Origin of the sequence: Streptomyces sp. NBC_00457, assembly GCF_036014015.1 — a bacterium.
GTDB lineage: Bacteria > Actinomycetota > Actinomycetes > Streptomycetales > Streptomycetaceae > Streptomyces.
This window is the reverse complement of record NZ_CP107905.1, coordinates 4344648-4363526: the sequence shown is the minus strand read 5'-3', so window position 1 is coordinate 4363526 and position 18879 is coordinate 4344648. Positions and strand designations below refer to the sequence as shown.

The 18879-nt window shown below is 69.7% G+C and carries 17 protein-coding genes; 10 read left to right on the top strand and 7 right to left on the bottom strand.

The window, feature by feature from the left end:
* Positions 1 to 311: 311 nt before the first annotated feature.
* The 5 genes from OG828_RS19620 (at position 312) to OG828_RS19600 (ending at position 4167) form a co-directional block, all read left to right on the top strand.
* On the top strand, positions 312 to 929 hold the full coding sequence (locus tag OG828_RS19620; protein WP_328501864.1) for an RNA polymerase sigma factor: 618 nt from the start codon (positions 312 to 314) through the stop codon (positions 927 to 929).
* 60 nt (positions 930 to 989) lie between these two features.
* Positions 990 to 1721 carry a hypothetical protein gene (locus tag OG828_RS19615; RefSeq protein WP_328501863.1) on the top strand — a complete coding sequence of 244 codons (732 nt, stop codon included), beginning with the start codon at positions 990 to 992 and terminating at the stop codon, positions 1719 to 1721.
* On the top strand, positions 1642 to 2130 hold the full coding sequence (locus tag OG828_RS19610; RefSeq protein WP_328504897.1) for an outer membrane protein assembly factor BamB family protein: 489 nt from the start codon (positions 1642 to 1644) through the stop codon (positions 2128 to 2130). Before OG828_RS19615 ends, OG828_RS19610 begins: the two co-directional genes overlap by 80 nt.
* Before the next feature lie 292 nt (positions 2131 to 2422).
* Complete coding sequence (locus OG828_RS19605; protein ID WP_328358283.1) at positions 2423 to 3097, top strand: RNA polymerase sigma factor; 675 nt, start codon at positions 2423 to 2425, stop codon at positions 3095 to 3097.
* The gene (locus tag OG828_RS19600; protein ID WP_328501862.1) at positions 3097 to 4167 is read left to right on the top strand and encodes a hypothetical protein; all 1071 of its coding nucleotides are present in this window, start codon (positions 3097 to 3099) and stop codon (positions 4165 to 4167) included. Before OG828_RS19605 ends, OG828_RS19600 begins: the two co-directional genes overlap by 1 nt.
* A 194-nt stretch (positions 4168 to 4361) precedes the next feature.
* On the opposite strand, the gene OG828_RS19595 is transcribed toward OG828_RS19600, so the two are convergent.
* Complete coding sequence (locus tag OG828_RS19595) at positions 4362 to 5180, bottom strand: L,D-transpeptidase family protein (RefSeq protein ID WP_328501861.1); 819 nt, start codon at positions 5178 to 5180, stop codon at positions 4362 to 4364.
* A gap of 134 nt (positions 5181 to 5314) precedes the next feature.
* On the opposite strand from OG828_RS19595, the gene OG828_RS19590 reads away from it, so the two are divergent.
* A complete protein-coding gene (locus OG828_RS19590) occupies positions 5315 to 6895 on the top strand; it encodes an acyl-CoA mutase large subunit family protein (RefSeq protein WP_328501860.1) in 1581 nt (526 codons plus the stop codon).
* On the opposite strand, the gene OG828_RS19585 is transcribed toward OG828_RS19590, so the two are convergent.
* Positions 6871 to 8448: an FAD-dependent oxidoreductase gene (locus OG828_RS19585; protein ID WP_328501859.1), complete on the bottom strand. Its 1578-nt coding sequence runs from the start codon at positions 8446 to 8448 to the stop codon at positions 6871 to 6873. The genes OG828_RS19590 and OG828_RS19585 overlap by 25 nt on opposite strands.
* Before the next feature lie 72 nt (positions 8449 to 8520).
* On the opposite strand from OG828_RS19585, the gene OG828_RS19580 reads away from it, so the two are divergent.
* Positions 8521 to 9171 carry a TetR/AcrR family transcriptional regulator gene (locus OG828_RS19580; RefSeq protein ID WP_328501858.1) on the top strand — a complete coding sequence of 217 codons (651 nt, stop codon included), beginning with the start codon at positions 8521 to 8523 and terminating at the stop codon, positions 9169 to 9171.
* Positions 9172 to 9258: 87 nt separating this feature from the next.
* Here the strand turns inward: OG828_RS19580 and OG828_RS19575 are convergent, their stop codons facing one another.
* Together OG828_RS19575 and OG828_RS19570 are read right to left on the bottom strand one after the other, a co-directional pair.
* Positions 9259 to 10146 carry a class I SAM-dependent methyltransferase gene (locus OG828_RS19575; protein WP_328501857.1) on the bottom strand — a complete coding sequence of 296 codons (888 nt, stop codon included), beginning with the start codon at positions 10144 to 10146 and terminating at the stop codon, positions 9259 to 9261.
* Between the two features lie 115 nt (positions 10147 to 10261).
* Positions 10262 to 11383, bottom strand: coding sequence for an acyltransferase family protein (locus tag OG828_RS19570; protein WP_328504896.1), 1122 nt, complete (start codon positions 11381 to 11383; stop codon positions 10262 to 10264).
* Between the two features lie 253 nt (positions 11384 to 11636).
* Between OG828_RS19570 and OG828_RS19565 the strand changes: the two genes are divergently transcribed.
* A complete protein-coding gene (locus tag OG828_RS19565; RefSeq protein WP_328501856.1) occupies positions 11637 to 13100 on the top strand; it encodes a glycosyltransferase family 29 protein in 1464 nt (487 codons plus the stop codon).
* The gene (locus OG828_RS19560; protein ID WP_328501855.1) at positions 13097 to 15424 is read left to right on the top strand and encodes a glycosyltransferase; all 2328 of its coding nucleotides are present in this window, start codon (positions 13097 to 13099) and stop codon (positions 15422 to 15424) included. Before OG828_RS19565 ends, OG828_RS19560 begins: the two co-directional genes overlap by 4 nt.
* A 92-nt stretch (positions 15425 to 15516) precedes the next feature.
* Here OG828_RS19560 and OG828_RS19555 read toward each other — a convergent pair whose 3' ends face one another.
* From OG828_RS19555 to OG828_RS19545, 3 genes are all read right to left on the bottom strand, one after another.
* Positions 15517 to 15963, bottom strand: coding sequence for a PIN domain-containing protein (locus OG828_RS19555; RefSeq protein ID WP_328501854.1), 447 nt, complete (start codon positions 15961 to 15963; stop codon positions 15517 to 15519).
* Positions 15960 to 16202 (bottom strand): type II toxin-antitoxin system Phd/YefM family antitoxin, encoded by a 243-nt coding sequence (locus OG828_RS19550; RefSeq protein WP_328501853.1) that lies wholly within the window; start codon positions 16200 to 16202, stop codon positions 15960 to 15962. The genes OG828_RS19555 and OG828_RS19550 overlap by 4 nt, the downstream gene beginning before the upstream one ends.
* 339 nt (positions 16203 to 16541) lie before the next feature.
* The gene (locus OG828_RS19545; protein ID WP_328501852.1) at positions 16542 to 16925 is read right to left on the bottom strand and encodes a DUF6193 family natural product biosynthesis protein; all 384 of its coding nucleotides are present in this window, start codon (positions 16923 to 16925) and stop codon (positions 16542 to 16544) included.
* Between the two features lie 274 nt (positions 16926 to 17199).
* On the opposite strand from OG828_RS19545, the gene OG828_RS19540 reads away from it, so the two are divergent.
* A complete protein-coding gene (locus OG828_RS19540; RefSeq protein ID WP_328442637.1) occupies positions 17200 to 18645 on the top strand; it encodes an NF041680 family putative transposase in 1446 nt (481 codons plus the stop codon).
* Positions 18646 to 18879: the final 234 nt, after the last annotated feature.

Below are 18879 nucleotides of genomic sequence, written 5' to 3'. Positions count from 1 at the left end.
GTGAGCCAGGCTCTTCGCTTGAGGCTCAGTGGTTTGTACGCATGGGTCGTCTTGCGACTCAAATGTCCCACCCCTAGGAATCAACAGAAAGCCCACCCGTCACACAGGTCGGCGATCCTTACAGCGCCTGGCGATCTGTGAACATCACGGGTTGGGGATGTGCCCTGCGTCACTCCCTTCACCGGTGGGACGCCGAGGGTGCTGTGACACTTCTGTGAAGCCCGGCGCTGATGACCGTGGGGGCTGTTCGTGCGGGCGGTGACGTCGCGCGGGGCGGTCCGCCGCGGACTCGGTACGAACGAGGACAGTTCTTGGGCCAGGGAAAGGAACCCCGCCGCGTGCAGGCGTACGACGGGGAACTGGGCGTGGCCGTCGCGCGGGCCCAGGACGGTGACGAGGCCGCCTTCGCCGTCGCTTACCGGATCGTGCAGTCGGGACTGCTCGGCTATCTGCGCGGGATCGTCGGCGACGACGCGGAGGACGTGGCCTCGGACGCGTGGTTGGAGATCGCCCGGGACCTCGGGCGGTTCAAGGGCGACGGGGCCGGGTTCCGGGGCTGGACGGCGACCATCGCCCGGCACCGGGCGCTGGACCATCTGCGCCGGCAGAAGGTGCGGCCCCGGTCGACGGCGACGGAGCAGGACGTACTGGATCTGCCCTCCGCGCACAGCACGCACGACCAGGCGCTGGAGGCCATCTCCACCGAGCACGCCCTGGAGCTGGTCCGCGGACTGCCGCGCGAGCAGGCCGAGGCCGTTCTGCTGCGGGTGGTCGTCGGCCTCGACGGCCCCGCCGCCGCCCGCGTCCTGGGCAAGCGGCCCGGCGCGGTGCGCACCGCCGCGTACCGGGGGCTGAAGCGCCTGGCGCAGCAGCTGGGAGTCGAGGGTGTGACGGATGACGGCTCCCGGACGCTGGGGGAGTCGACATGAGCGATGACGCCGGTGGGCCGCCGGACAGGCCGGAGGGCCGGACGAGGAACGGGATCGGACATGGGTGAACGGCAGCGCGGAGACCGGGCCGCATCCGGCCGCCGGGGTGCGCGACCGGGCGACGCCGTGTCCGGACCCGGGCGGGCACGCGACGGGGCCGAACTGGAGGCGCTGCTGGCCGCCGCGATACGCGAAGGCGATGTCGACGCGGCGGGCGAGCAGCGGGCCGTGGCCGCGTTCCGGGCCGCCCGGGACGCCGGCGAGCACCGTGCCCGCACCCGCCGCCGCGACGACTGGCGGCCCCGGGAGCAGCGCGGCGTGAAGCGCTCTCTGAAGGCCACGCTCTCCCTGTTCCTCGCGAGCCTCACCCTGGGCGGGGTCGCGGTCGCCGCGATCGGCACGGCCGGGTCCTCCTCCGATGGCACCGACGACGGCCACCAGCGCCCGCCCGCCTCGTCCGGCCCGACCGACGCACCGGCCGCCGATCCTTCGGCGCCTTCGGCGACGGAGTCCGTACGTCCGGACCGTCCCGCCACCGCCCAGGACACCGAGGCGCACTGCCGCGCCTACGAGCACGTCAAGGGCAACGGCAAGGCCCTGGAGTCGACGGCCTGGCAGCGGCTGATCGCGGCCGCGGGCGGGGAGCGGAACGTCGCCGGTTACTGCGCCGGGCAGCTGACCGACAGCAAGAAGGGCAACGCGGACGACGCGGATAAGGCGGGTAAGGCGGACGAGAACGGTAAGGGCGGCGGTCAGGCCGGGGCCGGCAACCCCAAGGGGAAGAAGGACTGACCGGGACAGCCGGGCCTTCCGGCAGATCCCCGACCACCTCTTCCTGGAAGGCGCCCCGCGCGGCACGCCCACCGTGATCGACGGGACCGTGTACTTCGTCCGCCCCGACGGGACGGTCACCGCGGTCAACGCGTCCAACGGCGCCCGGCTCTGGCAGCGTGACGCACAGATCGAGAACCTGTCGGCCCCGGCGCACTCGACCGCGTACGGCACCGTCTACTTCGCCAACCGCTACGGCCGCCTCATCGCCCTGGACCAGGACACCGGCGCCGTCCGCTGGACCACGGCCAAGCTGGATGATCCGGGCACGTCGGCCGAGAACACGATCCCGAGCGTGCTACTGGTGAAGGACACGGTCGTGGCCGTGGCAGGGGAGACGGCCTTCTCCGTACACCCCGATCAAGACTGAGGGCCGACGCGGAGACGGCCGGGGCCGCCACCCCCCACAGGAGAGGCCCCGGCCGTCGCGCGGCACGGGCCGCGCGGCGGCCCGTATCTCCTACAGCGCCATGAGTGCGTTTTCTGTCACACCTCGCGCACACCTCGCGCCGTCCCGCGGTGGTTGCATCTTGTACGGTCATGGACGAGCAGCGGTTTCAGGTCGTAACGTGCCTTTCGCGCCGGACGGGGAAGGTGACTGATCACGTGAGCGACGGCCGAGAAGCCGCGGCCGGCTACTGACCATCGACCGAGGAATGCGGGTGCTGGGGGACGACGCGGAGCTGACTGCCGCGGTGCTTGCGGCACAGGACGGGGACGAGACCGCGTTCCGGACTGTGTACCGCACGGTGCACCCGCGGCTCCTCGGGTACGTCCGGACACTCGTCGGCGAGTACGACGCAGAGGACGTCGCCTCCGAGGCCTGGCTGCAGATAGCCCGCGACCTGGAACGGTTCAGCGGGGACGCGGACCGCTTCCGTGGCTGGGCCGCCCGGATCGCCCGCAACCGCGCGCTGGACCACATACGGATGCGCGGCCGGCGCCCCGCGATCGGCGGCGACGAGACCGAGCTGACCGGGAAGGCCGCCGAGTCCGACACGGCCGGCGAGGCGATCGAGGCGCTGGCCACGGACAGCACGCTCTCGCTCATCGCCCGGCTGCCGCAGGACCAGGCCGAGGCCGTCGTGCTGCGCGTGGTGGTGGGCCTCGACGCCAAGACCGCCGCGGAGACCCTCGGCAAGCGCCCGGGGGCGGTGCGAACGGCCGCGCACCGGGGTCTGAAGCGGCTCGCCGAACTGCTCGGCGCCCCTCCGGAGGCGGATCCGGAATCGATCGGCGGGCTCGACGCGCTGCCGCCGCAGAGAGAACCGCACGACCATGCGGTGACGTCCGCGAGTGTGACGCATATGCGTCCGCGGACGCAGAAGGACATGTGATGGCCGACGAGCAGTACAGATGGCTGGACCGCGAAACGGCGGAACTCCTCCTGCGCGGTGAGTCATTGGAAGCTGTCGACCTGGCCGACCACGATCAGGCCGCCCGGCTCGCCGAAACCCTCGGTGCGCTGTCCGCCGTACCCCCGCAGACCGACGACGCCGAACTCCCCGGTGAGGCCGCCGCGCTGGCCGCGTTCCGCAAGGTGCGCGCCGAGAAGGGTGAGCCGGCGGTCGTCTTCGGCGGTGCCCGGCACGGGGCCGCCGACGCCGGCCTGGTCCGGATCGGCGCCCCCGCCCGCCCCGACCGGCGCCCCCGCTGGACCCGCCCGTTGCGCCTGGGCCTGGCCGCCTCGGTGGCCGCCGTCATGGTCGGTGGCGTCGCCGCCGCGGCCGGAACCGGGCTCCTGCCCACCCCGTTCGACGCCGACGAACCGGTGCCCGGCGCCTCGGTCTCGGCCGCCGTGAGCCCCGACCGCCCCCTGGCGTCGACCCCGCCGAAGGACACCCCGGACGGCGGAAACGGAACGCCCGAGCCGAGCGGCTCCCCGAGTGGCCCGGCCGTCGGCGCACCCCCGCAGAACACCCACCCCGGCGGCGAGGCTCCCGAGGAGACCCCCGGCACCGAGCGCAAGGGCGACGGCTTCCGCAACTGGTGGGGCTCCGTCACCGACGCCTGCCGCGACGTGCGCGCCGGCAAGGAACTGCCTCCCGACCGCCGACGCGCGCTGGAGGGCATGGCGGGCGGCTCCGGACGCGTGACGAAGTACTGCAAGGCCGTCCTGAACGCGTCCGACGGCGACGACGGGGCCGGCGACTTTGACGACCGCTCCGGCAGGGACAGGGGCGACACCAGGGACGACGAGCAGGACCGAGGCGGTGACGACGACGCCGGTGGCATAGCGCCCGGCGACTCCGGGGACGACAAGCCCCTGCAGCCCGGCCTCACGTCAGTGCAGCCGAAGCGGGCGACGACCTCCCCGAAGGCGGAACCGACGCCGTCCTCTCCCGCGCCGACGCCCAGCCCCTCGTACAGCGCCCTCGGCTCCCCCGAGCCTGATTCAAGCCTCTGACCTGCGATTTTGCCCGCGCTGCAGCTTCTCGCGCGGCGGGCGTGACATTTTCGGCCGCGCTGGCGCAGTAATGAATGAGCCGACTGGTCATCGGCCGACGCACAGAGCCGGGGTTCCCCCCGTACCTACGGCTCGTGCACTGGCGCGGGCGGGACACGTTCCCCCGGTCCCGCCCGCGCCCCACACACCGCTTCTCACCAGTGGACGACGACCTTGTCGCCGTTCCTCACCTGCGCGAACAGCCGCGCGATCGCCGCCTCGTCCCGCACGTTGACGCAGCCGTGCGAGGCACCGGCGTACCCGGTGGCCGCGAAGTCCGACGAGTAGTGCACCGCCTGGCCGCCGCTGAAGAACATCGCGTACGGCATCGGCGAGTCATAGAGCGTCGACACGTGGTGCCGCGACTTCCAGTAGACGCTGAACACACCTTCCCGGGTGGGTGTGTACTGCGAGCCGAACCGCACCGGCACCGTCAGGACGGTCCGCCCGTCGATCATCCAGCGCAGGGTCCGGCTCGTCTTGCTGATGCACAGCACCCGGCCGGTCATGCAGCGCGTGTCGGGCGCGTCGGCCGGCTGGCCGCCCATCAGATACAGGTCCCAGTGGCCCGGCTCCCGCGTCATGTCCAGCAGCCGCTGCCAGGTGACGGCGTCGGTCTTCCCGGTCTTCGGCAGCCCGCGCTTGCCCTGGAACCCCTTGACGGCCTGTTCGGTCAGGTCGTCGTACGTCCCCGTCGGCCCGTCGAACAGCCAGGCGACCTGCCGCAGCCGGGCCTGCAGCTCACGCACGTCCCGCCCGGTGTCGCCGCGCTTCCACAGGACCTTGGGAGGCGTGGCGGGCGGCGTGGACGGCTTGGCGCTCGGGGTGGAGCCGGGTTTGTCGTCGGCCGCCGGCGTCCGGGAGAGCTCTATGCGCACCGGCGGCGGCTGTCCGCCCTCCGAGCCCGCGGCCTGCACCGTGCACCCGGTCAGCACGCACACTCCGGCGAGCGCGCCTGCCCACGATCTCTCCATACTCCTGTTACGCATCCAGGCCCCGTCGGTCTCACTGCCGGCTGTATGTCACCTGAGATGTTCCCCGCGGGTGACGGGTTGCGAACTTGGCGGCATGGTGGTGACCGGGGCCGAGCAACGCGGGAGGCATACGCATGACGCGCGAGTCGGAGTCCGGACTGCCCATCGAGCCGGTGTACGGGCCGTCGGCGCTCGACGGCTGGGACCCGGCGCGCCAGCTGGGCGAGCCGGGGTCGTACCCCTTCACCCGGGGCGTGTACCCGTCCATGTACACGGGCCGCCCGTGGACCATGCGCCAGTACGCCGGTTTCGGCACGGCGGCCGAGTCCAACGCCCGCTACCGGGACCTGATCGCACACGGCACGACCGGCCTCTCGGTCGCCTTCGACCTGCCCACCCAGATGGGCCACGACTCCGATGCTCCGATCGCGCACGGCGAGGTCGGCAAGGTCGGCGTGGCGATCGACTCGGTCGACGACATGCGGGTGCTGTTCGGCGGGATCCCGCTGGACCAGGTCTCCACCTCCATGACGATCAACGCGCCCGCGGCACTGCTGCTGCTCCTCTACCAGCTGGTGGCGGAGGAGCAGGGGGTGAGCGCCGACCGGCTCACCGGCACGATCCAGAACGACGTACTGAAGGAGTACATCGCGCGCGGGACGTACATCTTCCCGCCGAAGCCCTCCCTGCGCCTGACCGCGGACATCTTCAAGTACTGCCGCGCCGAGATCCCCAAGTGGAACACCATCTCGATCTCCGGCTACCACATGGCCGAAGCGGGCGCCTCACCCGTGCAGGAGATCGCTTTCACCCTGGCGGACGGTATCGAGTACGTCCGTACGGCCGTAGCGGCCGGCATGGACGTCGACGACTTCGCGCCCCGTCTGTCCTTCTTCTTCGTGGCGCGTACGACGATCCTGGAGGAGGTCGCCAAGTTCCGCGCGGCACGCAGGATCTGGGCGCGGGTGATGCGGGACGAGTTCGGTGCCAAGAACCCCAAGTCGCTGATGCTGCGCTTCCACACGCAGACGGCGGGCGTGCAACTCACCGCCCAGCAGCCCGAGGTGAACCTGGTCCGCGTCGCCGTCCAGGCCCTGTCCGCTGTGCTCGGCGGCACCCAGTCCCTGCACACCAACTCCTTCGACGAGGCGATCGCGCTGCCGACGGACAAGAGCGCGCGCCTGGCCCTGCGGACCCAGCAGGTGCTGGCCTACGAGACGGATGTGACGGCGACGGTGGACCCCTTCGCCGGCTCCTACGTGATCGAGAAGATGACGGACGAGGTCGAGGTTGCGGCCGTCGAACTGATGACGAAGGTCGAGGAGTTGGGCGGCGCCGTCAACGCCATCGAGCGAGGCTTCCAGAAGGGCGAGATCGAGCGCAACGCGTATCGGATCGCCCAGGAGACCGACTCCGGTGAGCGGGTCGTCGTAGGCGTCAACCGCTTCCGCCTCGACGAGGAGGAGCCGTACGAGCCCCTCCGCGTCGACCCGGCCATCGAGGCCCAGCAGGTGGAACGTCTCGCCAAGCTGCGGGCGGAGCGGGACCAGCGGGCGGTGGACTCGGCCCTCGCGGCTCTGAAGAAGGCCGCTGAGGGCCAGGACAACGTCCTGTACCCGATGAAGGAGGCGCTGCGGGCCCGGGCGACGGTGGGGGAGGTGTGCAACGCGCTTCGGGAGGTCTGGGGCGCTTATGTGCCGAGCGACGCGTTCTGAGCGGCCTGGCCGACGCGGGCCAGGTAGTCCGTGAGCCCGGCCGCCCGGTCACCGGCCCAGCCGACGTAACCGTCCGGCCGTACGAGAAACAGCCCGGTCCCGTACGTCCCCAGCCGCGCCCCGCCGACGACCCGCACCGACTCCGGAACCCGGGGTGTCGGGGCGCCGATGGCCACAAGCGTCCAGTGCGGCCCTCGGAATGCGTCAAACAGCCGTACGCGGTCCAGCGTGCCGTCGGGTGCGCGGTCGCCCGCCCGCACCGGGCCCGGGGTGTCACGGGTCTCCCTCGTCAGCGTCGAGTCCCGGTAGCCAAGACCCAGTTGCTGGGTTGCCGCGCCCCGCCGTACCTCACCGCGGTGCACGCTCGTCGACAACCCCAGCATGTCCGCGGCGACGGCCCGCCGCTCCTCCTCGTAGGTGTCGAGCAACGTCTCTGCCGCCCCGTCCCGCAGCACCGCCCCCAGCTTCCACCCCAGGTTGTACGCGTCCTGCACGCTGGTGTTGAGCCCCTGCCCGCCGGCCGGCGAGTGCACATGCGCCGCGTCGCCCGCAAGGAACACCCGGCCGTCGCGGAAGCGGTCCGCGAGGGCCGCCCGCGGGCGGAAGTCCGAGGCCCAGCGCACTTCGGTCACGTCGTCGGGGGCTAGGTGCGAGCGGGCGGCGACAACTTTGCGGATGCCGTCGAGGGACAGGTCGGGATCGGTGCCCTCGGGGAAGCGGGCGGTCAGCTGGAAGTCCTCGGTGCCGGCGAGCGGGCAGATCGCGAGGTAGTCCTCGCCCTCGCGCGGCGGGAAGATGTGCCAGTTGTCGCGGTCGAGGCCCGTGATCCGTACGTCCGCCACGAGCATCGGACTCGGATCCACCGTCTCCCCGGTCATGCCGATGCCCAGCGCCCGCCGCACGGCCGAGCGCCCCCCGTCGGCGGCGACGAGGTAACGGGCCCGGATCTGCTCCCCCGAGGCGAAGCGCGCGATCACGCCCACCGCATCCTGCTCAACGGACACGACCTCACGGCCGAACTCGACCGGCCCGCCTGAGCGGCCTTGGCCGAGTCGGCTGCGCTTCGACCGCGCCCTGGAGGGGCGCGGGGCTGTGACATATGCGGCTCCGCCGCGTGGGCGCGACCAGTCCCCACCGGCCTGCAGATGATCGACGGCCGATCTTGGCGCATCCAGCGGAGCGCTCAGTTCCGCCAGCCGGGCGAACAGGATCTGCTGGGTGCGCCACTGCGGCACCATCCACGGCGCGGTGTACGGCGCGTCCTCCGTCGGCTCGGCCGCGTCGAACATGTGGTGCTCGCCCATCCGCCGGCCGTCCTGCCAGATCATCCCGACCGGATAGCCGCCGCCGGCCGCCCGGATTGCGTCCAGCACTCCCAGGTCGTCGAAGACCTCCATCGTGCGCGGCTGCATGCCCTTGCCGCGTGAGCCCGGGAACAGCCGGTCCGCGCGCTCCACCACCAGGGCGTCCACGCCACGCCGGGCCAGGTCCACGCCGAGGGCCAGTCCGGTGGGGCCGGCGCCGACGATCAGTACGTCCGTGGAAACAGTCATGATCCACTCTCCTTAACGCTGTTAAGTGCCGTCGCCGACGAGAGTGCCCTTAACGCTGTTAAGCTGTCAAGTGTGAGCACGGAACGCCGAGCACCCCTCGACCGCAAGCGGGTCGCGGACACCGCCCTCAAGCTCCTGAACGAGGTCGGTCTGGACGGCCTGACCCTGCGCGCCATCGCCAGGGAGCTGGACGTCAAGGCGCCCGCCCTGTACTGGCACTTCAAGGACAAACAGGCGCTGCTCGACGAGATGGCGACGGAGATGTACCGCCGGATGGCCGCCGGAACGCCACTCGATCCCGGGGACACCTGGCAGGAGCGGCTGCTGAAGTCCAACCGCGGGCTGCGCACGGAACTGCTCCGCTACCGCGACGGCGCCAAGGTGTTCAGCGGCTCACGCTTCACCGCGTTGGAGCACGCCGGGCAGATGGAGGACAACCTGCGCCTGTTCACGGCCACCGGGTTCACCCTCGCCCACGCGGTCCGCGCGACCCAGACGACGTACCTCTACACCCTCGGCTTCGTCACCGAGGAACAGGGCGTCGAGCCCCTGCCGGGCGAGCGCCGCGAGGGCTTCGACGTAGCAGAACGCGCCCGCCTGATGGCCGACTACCCTCTGTCGGCCAAGGCGGGCGCGGAGCTTTTCCAGGATTACGACCAGCACTTCGAGGAGGGCCTGGCCTTGATCATTGAGGGAATCGAGGCACGCTACGGCATCGGCTGACGGTCAGCAGCCGCGCCCCAAAGGGGCGCGGGGAACTGCGCGACCAGCCACGATGGCGCCGCACCCGAACAACGACCCAGCCCGGCACTACCCGCGGAGCCTACGCGCCGCCCGCGTCACGATCGGCGGCAACAGCTCCCGCCCGATGCGCCGCGCAAGCGAGGGCCGGCGCTTCGGCGCGGGGGCAACCACCGGTTCCGGCTCGGGCTCCTTGTAGTAGCGGGAGTACGGAAAGTCCGGCGCCTCCATCCCCTTCTTCGCCCGAGTCCGCACCAGCCGGTGCCCCGCGGCCTCCTGAATGCTCAGCCCGACATCCGTACGCTCCCGGATCATGGTCAGCAGCTCCTCCTGGACGGGCCCGGGATCCCCCCACGTGCCGTACAGCTTCTGCGTGCTGAGGCAGATCGGGCGCAGCCCGCGGTTGAGGACGGCCTCCCACGTGGCGACCGAGACGCCCGGGGTGTGCTCGGAGCGGAAGTCGTCGAGGACGACGATGCCGTCCGGCAGCAGCAGCTCGTGCGCGGCGCCGATGTCGTCGCGGACGTGCTCGTACAGGTGCGAGGCGTCGATGTGGAGGAAGCGGCAGCTGCCGGGGTCGACCTCTTTCGAGATCAGGGAGCTGGGGCCCTGGATCACCTTCGGGAGGACGTCGTGGAAGGCGAGGTAGTTCCGCTCGAAGGCCTGCCGGGTGAGGGAACCGTACGACTTGTTGTGCTCGGCCCGGTTCGCGCCGTCGGGAGCGTCGCTCTCGAACAGGTCGCACACCGTGAACTTCTCGCCGCCCCGCAGGTGCTCACCCAGCAGGATCGCGCTCTTGCCCATGAAGACGCCGAGTTCCACCAGGTCTCCGGGCTGCCCCAGTCTTTCCTGCCGGTCCAGGAACCAGGTGAAGAGCACTTGGTCCAGTGGGGGGAACCAGCCAGGGACGTCCTTGAGTTCTCCGGGATCCGCGGAGATCTGCTGTGGGTTTGCCATGAAGCGAGCCTGCTCAATCAGTGCCGGGCAATCTATCCGCCGACTGAACGTCAGGTGAACAAAGTCCTCCAAACGGACAGCCTTGCGGCCCCCAGCGTAGGGGGGACGAACCCCGTCAGCGCGTCTTGGCGAGCGCGGTTCGCAACCGCGGTGTGAGTGGCTTCTCGACGAAGCGGTGCAGTAGCCAGGCCAGCAGCAGCATCGAAGCGATCGTCAGGATGAACGTCAGCCCCGACGATACGTACATCTCCCTGTGGAGCGCGTGTATCACCACCCAGCCGAGGTGCTCGTGGACCAGGTAGAAGGGGTACGTCAGGGCTCCGGCCACGGTCAGCCAGCGCCAGTTCGCCCAGTTCAGCCAGCCCAGCGCGATCGCGGCGACGGCCACGAAGCCGAACGTCACGATGGCCACGATCACCAGCTGGGAGCGGTTGGCGAAGGCGTCCGGGCTGGGCGCGCGCCACAGGCTCTCCACCACGGTGTGCTGCCCGATCAGCCAGCTCACCGCCACGATGCCCCAGCCGTACACGTCCTTGCGGTCGCGGTGGATGAGGTAGAGGCCGACGCCGCCGATGAAGAAGGGCGCGTACTCGGGCATCAGCACGATGTCGAGGAATGGTTCCTTCGCGCCCTTCGCGATCGCCGCCAGCAGCGTCCAGCCCGCGCAGAACATGATCACCCGCTGCCGGGTCGCCCCCGGCAGGACGACGCACAGCGCGAACAGCGCGTAGAAGCGGACCTCGGCCCACAGGGTCCAGCAGACGCCGAGCACCCGGTCCACACCCAGCGGATACTGAAGCATCGTCATGTTGACCAGGGTCTCGCTCGGCGACAGCGCCTTGTAGGTGACCATCGGCAGGGCGAACACGGCCGTCACGATCAGGATCGCGGCCCAGTACGCGGGCATCAGCCGGGAGACGCGGGAGGCGAAGAACGACTTCAGGGGCCGGCCCCAGCCGCTCATGCAGATCACGAAGCCGCTGATGACGAAGAAGATCTGGACGCCCAGGCAGCCGTACGAGAAGAGTTCGTGGAGGGTGGGGAACTGGTGCTTGGCCGAGCCGCCCCAGGCGGTGGTGACCTCTCCGCCCCGGCCGCCGTAGTGGTAGGCGGCTACCATCAGGGCGGCGAGCAGTCGCAGGCCGTCGAGGGCGCGCAGTCGGGTTTCGCGGGGTTTCGTCCGTTCTGGCTTCCGGTCCGGGACCGGGGCCGTCTCGGACGCGGGTCGGACGGTGATGCTGGTCACGAAAATCCCCTCGACGGGCTCTCCTGTGGGTGGCCCCAGCACATTAGTCCGAATCACAGACTAGCCTTGGTTGACGCGGCTACGATTATCCGTCTGGTTGCAGGGAGTTCACCTTCAGGTCGTTTTGACTTCCTAATTTTTTCCTCCATCCCCCCACGGATACGTAAACGGTTTCAAGATCCCCCCACTTGCCTGTACACGGCAGCAAACATGAAGCATTGGCTTGGCAAAAAACAGGAGCGCCATGACGAGGGTCCAGAACAGACGGGCACGTGCGCGTGGGGGGGAGCTGGACGACTGCTTGCGCGCGTGCGCTGTACACAGCGGCAAACTCGTCGGAAGCATCGACCGCCGCCGCATCGAACTCTCCGAGCAGTTGCGGAAGCTTCTGGTGGTGTGGGGAACAACACCCGCCACGGCGGCGCCCGCCCCGGCGTCCGGTGCCACAGCGCTGCTCAAGCGCGCGGTCAAGGGCTCGGCGGCGGTGCCCAGCGGCGGCATCGCCCCTGAACTGCTCGACGCCCTGCTCGCCGTGGCCAACCAGGCGCTCAAGTGCGGCTACGACGACGAGCTCAACCTCGCCCTGGTGATCAGCGACACCGTGCTGGCCCACCGCAAGAACTCCCGCGCCGGCTGGCGGCTGCGTGCCCGCCTCCTTGAGACCCTCGGCGAGGAGACCGAGGCGCGGGAGGCGTACGAGCGCTACCTCGGCCTCACCGACGAGGACGGCTTCGGCGTCACCGCGAAGATCGCCGGCCTGAAGGTCGCCGCCGACCGCGAGCGGCAACTGCTGGAGCTGCTGAAGCGTCAGGTCCCGGACGCCCAGGCGTTCGCCCGCGGCAACCCCACCGAGATCTGGGCCGAGGGCCTCACCGCCCACGCCCTCGGCGACTGGGCCGCGGCCGAGCCCCGCATGGTCGGCGCGCTGCTCGCGCTGGCGGACGACGGCGCCCCCGTCGCCGACCGCCAGGACCTGTTCAGCCAGTACCTGGACCTGCGTATCACCGTCGACAGCGATGTCACCGCGCTCACCGAGGTTCTCGAGCTCTACGCCGAGCAGCGCCGCGGCCGGATGCGCGGCCCGGTCGCCGACCCCACGATCGGCGGGGTGAAGTGGATCAGCCTCGGCGAGTTCCGCAACCGGATCGCCGGCAAGTCCGTCTGCCTGATCGCCAACTCCGGCCGGGTCGGCGCCAGCTCGATGGGCGCCGAGATCGACGCGTACGACATCGTGGTGCGCTTCAACTCGTACAAGATCGACCCTAAGCACACCGGCAGCCGTACCGACATCCACGCCACGATCCACAAGCACGGCTTCAACTGGGACAAGCAGGTCGACACCCGGCTCGTCTTCGGCGGCATCTCCGGCGACTGGAAGTGGTCGCTGCGCAACCGGCTGGTGCCCGGCGCGCAGACCCACCTCGGCGACGAGTCGCTGCGCTGGCCCGTGCGCAACATCGGCCGGCTGTCCAGCGACCAGTGGTCCGGCATCCCGACCACCGGCTTCAACATGCTGTTCCTGCTGGACTTCCTGGACGTCAGCCCCACCCTGGACCTGATCGGCTTCGACTTCTACGAGAGCGGCGCCTACCGCGTTCAGGAAGCGATGAAGCTCGCCATCACGTCCGTCCACGAGTACACCAGCGAGAAGGCATGGGTCATGGAGCGGGCCCAGAGCATGACCGACATGAGGATATCCCTGCGATGACGACCACTTCCCTGACCGGGGCCCCCACCGAGGCAACGCACTCCGCGGCCGACCTCACCGGCAAGCGGCGGATCGCCTTCGCGTCCTACGTCGACGAGAACTACCTGCCCGGCTTCCTCGTCCTGCTGCGCAGCCTCGCGCTGTCCAACCCGAGCGTGTGCGAGGACTTCGTCGTCCTCTACGACGATCTGCGCCCCGGCTCGATCGCCAAGATCCGCGCCCTGCACCCGCGCATCGTGCTGCGCCGCGTCAACGACGCGCACTACGACTCGTACAAGAAGGGCGACCAGGACAACTACCTGGTCCGCAAGGCGTACTTCATCCTCGACGTGTTCCGGATGCGTGAGTACGACACCGTGATCACGCTCGACACCGACATGGTCGTCCTCGGCGACCTCGGTGAACTCCTCAAGCTCCGCCATGGCCTGGCGGCCGTGTCGCAGTTCTTCTACGGGCAGCACAAGCTCAACTCGGGTCTGCTGGTCATCCAGCGCGAGTACCTGAGCGACGAGTTCTGCGCCAAGATCGACGCGACCGGACGCAGCGGCGACTACGAGCTGGACAAGCACGACCAGGGCATCCTGAACGCCGTCCTCGACGGCGACTTCATCCGCCTCGACGCGCGCTACAACTTCGTCAAGCGGCGGCTCTCCGGCGACCAGCCCGTCCCCGAGGACACCGCGATCCTGCACTTCACGGGCCGTCACAAGCCGTGGCAGGGCGGTGAGTCGGGGTACAGCCTGGCCGAGGAGAAGTGGCGCGAGTACGAGCTGGACGACGCCGACTTCCACGCGGCCTACCTCTCCTCCTCCGGCGGCCTCCACCACGACCTGGTCGTGCACTACGGCACCCCGCACGTCGCCCGCACCGGCGACGTCGAGACCGCCCGCAAGGTGGCCGCCGCGCACATCGCGACCGGCAACTACCAGGACGCCGTGGACATCCTGGAAAGCGTCCGCATCCCGCTCGACGCGGCCTGGCCGCACGAGGTGCTCGGCCACGCCCTGATGAGCGTCTCCCGCTACGACGAGGCCAAGGCGCAGCTGCTGCTGGCGACGGCCGCCCCCAACCGGGCTGCCACCGCCTACGCCCGGCTCGCCCAGATGGCCTGGGTGCACGGCGACAACGCCTCGGCGCTGAAGTACGCGACGAGCGGCATGTCCGTCGACATCACCCACCGCTCCAGCCGCCTGTGGGCGCAGCGCGCGTCCGCCGTCCCCTCGCAGGAGCAGGGCTCCGCCGAGGACCAGCTCGCGCACGTCGCCTTCTACATGGACCGGCAGGGCAACGCGGGCGACAAGCTGCTCCCGGAGAGCGTCCGCAGCGCCTTCGGGCCGGACACCGGCTCCCGCCGCTGGCACTCCGTGCACGCCCACCGGCTGTTCGACGAGGCCGCGCTGGAGCGCGTCAACGCCCGCCGCGGCCTGGTCATCGGCGGTGGCGGCCTGTTCATCCCGGACACCATGCCGAACGGCAACAGCGCCTGGCAGTGGAACGTCCCGGACGACCTGATGCGCCGCATCGACGTCCCCATCGCGGTGTACGCCGTCGGCTTCAACGCCTTCGACGGACAGTCCTACCGGGCCAACCGCTTCCGCGACTCGCTGCGCCTGCTGGTCGAGAAGTCCTCCTTCTTCGGGCTGCGCAACCACGGCTCGATCGAGAAGGTGCGGTCCATGCTCCCGGCCCACCTGCACGACAAGGTGCGCTTCCAGCCGTGCCCGACCACGGTGACGCGCCAGCTCGTGCCCGGCTGGCAGGACCCGGCGACCCGCGACGACACCATCCTGATCAACGCCGCCTACGACCGCGCGGGTCTGCGCTTCGGCCATGACTACGCCTACTTCCTGGCCCAAATGGCCCAGGCGGTACGGGACTTGGGCGAGCTGGCCGAGGTCCAGTGCGTGGCCCACTCGCTCGACGACGAGAAGATCGTCTTCGACCTGCGCCGCGAGCACGGCATCTCGATGCCCGTCATCCCGATGTACGACTTCGACAACGACGGCATCCGGGACCTGTACGCCCGCACCAAGCTCGTGATCGGCATGCGCGGCCACGCGGGAATGATCCCGTTCGGTTGCGGCACGCCCATCATCAGCCTGATCTCGCACCCGAAGATGGCGTACTTCCTGCGCGACATCGAACGGCCCGAGTGGGGCGTCTCCGTCCACGACCGCAACCTCGCCGCGGTCCTGGTCGAGCGCTCCAAGGAACTGCTCAAGGACCACGCGGCGACGGTTGCCGACGTGCACGGCCGGCAGCAGGAACTGTGGAAGGTCACGGAGGCGAACGCGGCGGATCTGCGAGCGATTCTCGGCGGCTGATCCAGGGCGGACGCCCTCGTGTCCTCGTAGAGGATGTCGACGACGCTCCCGCGGCCTTCAGGCCGCGGGAGCGCGTCCGCTCTGGCCTTGCTTTACATGTCGTCAGGGAGCAGCCGGAACGCGTCGTGCCCGGTCAGTGGACGGACCATACGGAAGTGCTGGTCCGAGGTGAACACGACGTCAGTTCGATACGCCGCGGCCAGGGCGACGTTCATGGCGTCAGCCATTCCGATGCCTGTGCCGCCGTCTGCGTCCGCATACCCTTCCGCGACAGCGATGGCGGAGCTGAGGTGGGGGCCGACTGACGGCACTTCGAATCGGCGAGTGGCGACGTTGCGTTCGATGAACCGCGCAGCCGCCAGAGCCTTGCGGGCTCCGGCTCTCGACGTGATCAAGTAGTCCAACTCGGCCAGCACCAGCGGGGAGACGATGAGGTGGCTGATGGTGGCGAGGGCCTTCTTGTGCGCCTCGTGGCCGGTGAGCTTCGGGTCGAGGAGCCGGTAGAGAGCATTGGTGTCAGCGACGGCGACCAGACTCAAGACCCCATCCCCTTGAGCGTGTCCTCGATCTCCTCATCGGTCAGGTCGGGAAGCCCGAGGTCGGGGAGTTCGATCTCGCCCATCGGGTCGGTGGGGTACGGAGGGATGTCGTCCTCGGAGATCGGCACGACACGTGCGACGGCCACGCCATTCTTGGTGACGGTGACCGTCTCGCCGCGAGCCGCCGCGGCGAGGATCTGCGAGGACTTCTGGTTGAAGTCACGGGCGGTAGCTTCCATGTATTACATGTTACTACATGGCGGTATGGGGAGCACTGAACGCCGGAACCTCGCCCGAGCCGGGCACGTCCCGCATGACCATCGAGACCTTGACCATCGAGACCTGGGGAGTGGGCCCCGGCGGGGAACGAGTCGGCTGGACCCGGCGGCCTACGGTCCGGCGATCCCGGCCCCGGAGCGGGGCGCTGACTCGCTCGCTGTCCCCGCGCCGGGTATGGCCCGCGCGGCCGCTGGCGGCACTCCAAGATGGCCGTCCGTCCCTGTCCATGCCGCTGGCGGCGGGGTGGCGGCCCCGTGGCGCCGATCTTCCAGCCGAACTCTTCTCTGGTGGCCCGCATCTCAGCTCGCGTGGCGGCCTTCGTGGGCCGCGAGTTCCTCGGGGGTGCCCAGGAAGGCAGGCCCGCAGCCCTCCGGCAGGCGCTCGACCACCAGAGCGACGGCTTCCTCGGCAGTGGCCACCCGGCCCACCGACTCGTTCCGGGAGGGACCCCAGACGAAGTAGGTCCCTCCGTACTCGGACAGGATGAAGGGGATGTCCCAGGTCCACCGCCCTCTGGTGCAGCGGCTGAAGTGCAGCTCCGCCATCCCGGTCCAGACGAACAGCTGCCGAAGCCGCGGTTCCGCGTAGGCCAGGTCCAGCAACTCGGCCCGTACGCGCCCGTCGTCCCGCACTTTCTGCCAGCTCGCCGCTACGATCGCGTCCCGCTCTGCATCTCTGTCCATGAGCCCATCACGTCCCCTCGGTCATGCCTTGGTGCGCTCCAGTGCATCGGCACCGCAGAGGGTGACGGCGAGTCCCCACTGTGCCCAGACCGAGGTGCCGCGTGCCACCTTGGCTCGGCGGCTCGTCGGGGACTTGGCTTGTTCTTTTTCTTCCGGCCTCGAACGGTGTCTCGTACTGAGTCGCTCACCTGAGGGTTTGCCGGACGTGGGGGCGGCCTTCGTCTGATCCTGTGCTCCGACCAAGGTGCACGTGACCAAGACGAAGGCCGTGAGGGTGAGTCTGCTGCCTGATGGTGTGCGGAGGGATGCGTTCGCGGAAGCGTCACGCTTCCGGGGCGAGTTCTACGAGTGTCTGACCGCTCGGCGCGACGAGTTGTTCGAGCTGACGGATGCGGTGCTGTGTGCGGACGGGGCAGTGAAGTCCCCGGTGGACCTGACGCTGCTGCCCGAGCATCGGCGTGGGCACGGAGCGATGTACGGAGGCCTGAACCACGGCCGGATCGATGTCGGCCGGGTGCGGACGGTGCTGGCCGGGTTGTCGCTGCCGCGGTTCGACGGCGGGCGTCTGGTCCTGGCCGTCGATGTGTCGCCATGGCTTCGTTCGGACGCGCCGTGCTCGGCCGAGCGGCTGTTCTGCCATGTCTATGGCCGGGCGAAGACGGCGTCGCAGTTCATCCCGGGCTGGCCCTACTCCTTCGTCGCCGTCCTGGAGCCGGGTGCCACCTCTTGGACAGCGATCCTGGACGCGGTCCGGCTCGGACCGGTGGACGACGCCACCGCGGTCACCGCCGCCCAGCTGCGGGGAATCGTTGAACGGCTCATCGCCGCGGGTCAGTGGCGGGCCGGAGACCCGGACATCGTGATCGTCAGCGATGCCGGCTACGACGTCACCCGCCTGGCCTGGGTCCTACGCGATCTGCCGGTCGAGCTGGTCGGCCGGGTCCGCTCCGACCGCGTCATGAGACTGCCGAAGCCGCCTCGTGTCTACGACCCGAAGGGCGGCCGGCCGCCAAAGCACGGTCCGGAATTCCGCTTTGCCAAGCCGGAGACCTGGCCCGAGCCCACGATCACCACGGTCACCGCCACGACCAACTACGGCAAGGCCCAGACGCAGGCATGGGACCGGGTCCACCCAAGGCTCACCCACCGCTCCTCATGGCTCGACCATGATGGTGAACTGCCCTTGGTGGAGGGCACGTTGATCCGGTTGAAGGTCGAGCATCTGTCGAAGGACCGTGATGCCCCGCCGGTGTGGTTATGGTCCTCCAAGACCGGCGTCACTCCGGACGACGTGGACCGTTTCTGGCAGGCATTTCTCCGCCGCTTCGACCTGGAGCACACCTTCCGCTTCGCGAAGCAGACCCTCGGCTGGACCACTCCGAAGCTCCGTACTCCCGAGGCGGCGGACCGCTGGACCTGGATCCTGATCGTCGCTCACACTCAGCTCCGGCTCGCCCGGCCCCTCGCCGAGGACCTCCGCCGGCCCTGGGAGAAACCCACCCCTTCCGACCGGCTCACCCCTGCCCGGGTCCGCCGGGGGTTCAGGAACATCCGCGCTCACCTCGCCTGCCCGACCCGTGTTCCCAAACCTCGAGGCGCCGGCCCAGGACGGCCACCTGGCGCCAGGAACAAACACCGGGCACCCCGATACGACGTCGGCAAGACCGTCAAACGGCCCGAGACCCTCAAGGCCATCGGCAAGCCTGGCAGGTCCTGGTAGATAAAGAACAAGCTTGGAGAACGTTCCATAACCGTCCTTGTATCTGACGTCCTTGCCGTACACGTCGGCATTCCAGCCGCCCGGAACGTGATAGCCGGCGGGGCGGACCTCATAGTGGGTTTTGCTGTAGGTGGGGCAGCGCTTGATCTTCTTGTACTTGATCGGCACTCGCTACTGCTTCGCGAAGTGCGGACCCTTGTTGAGGTAGCCGACCGACGAGCCTGCCGAGAGCCA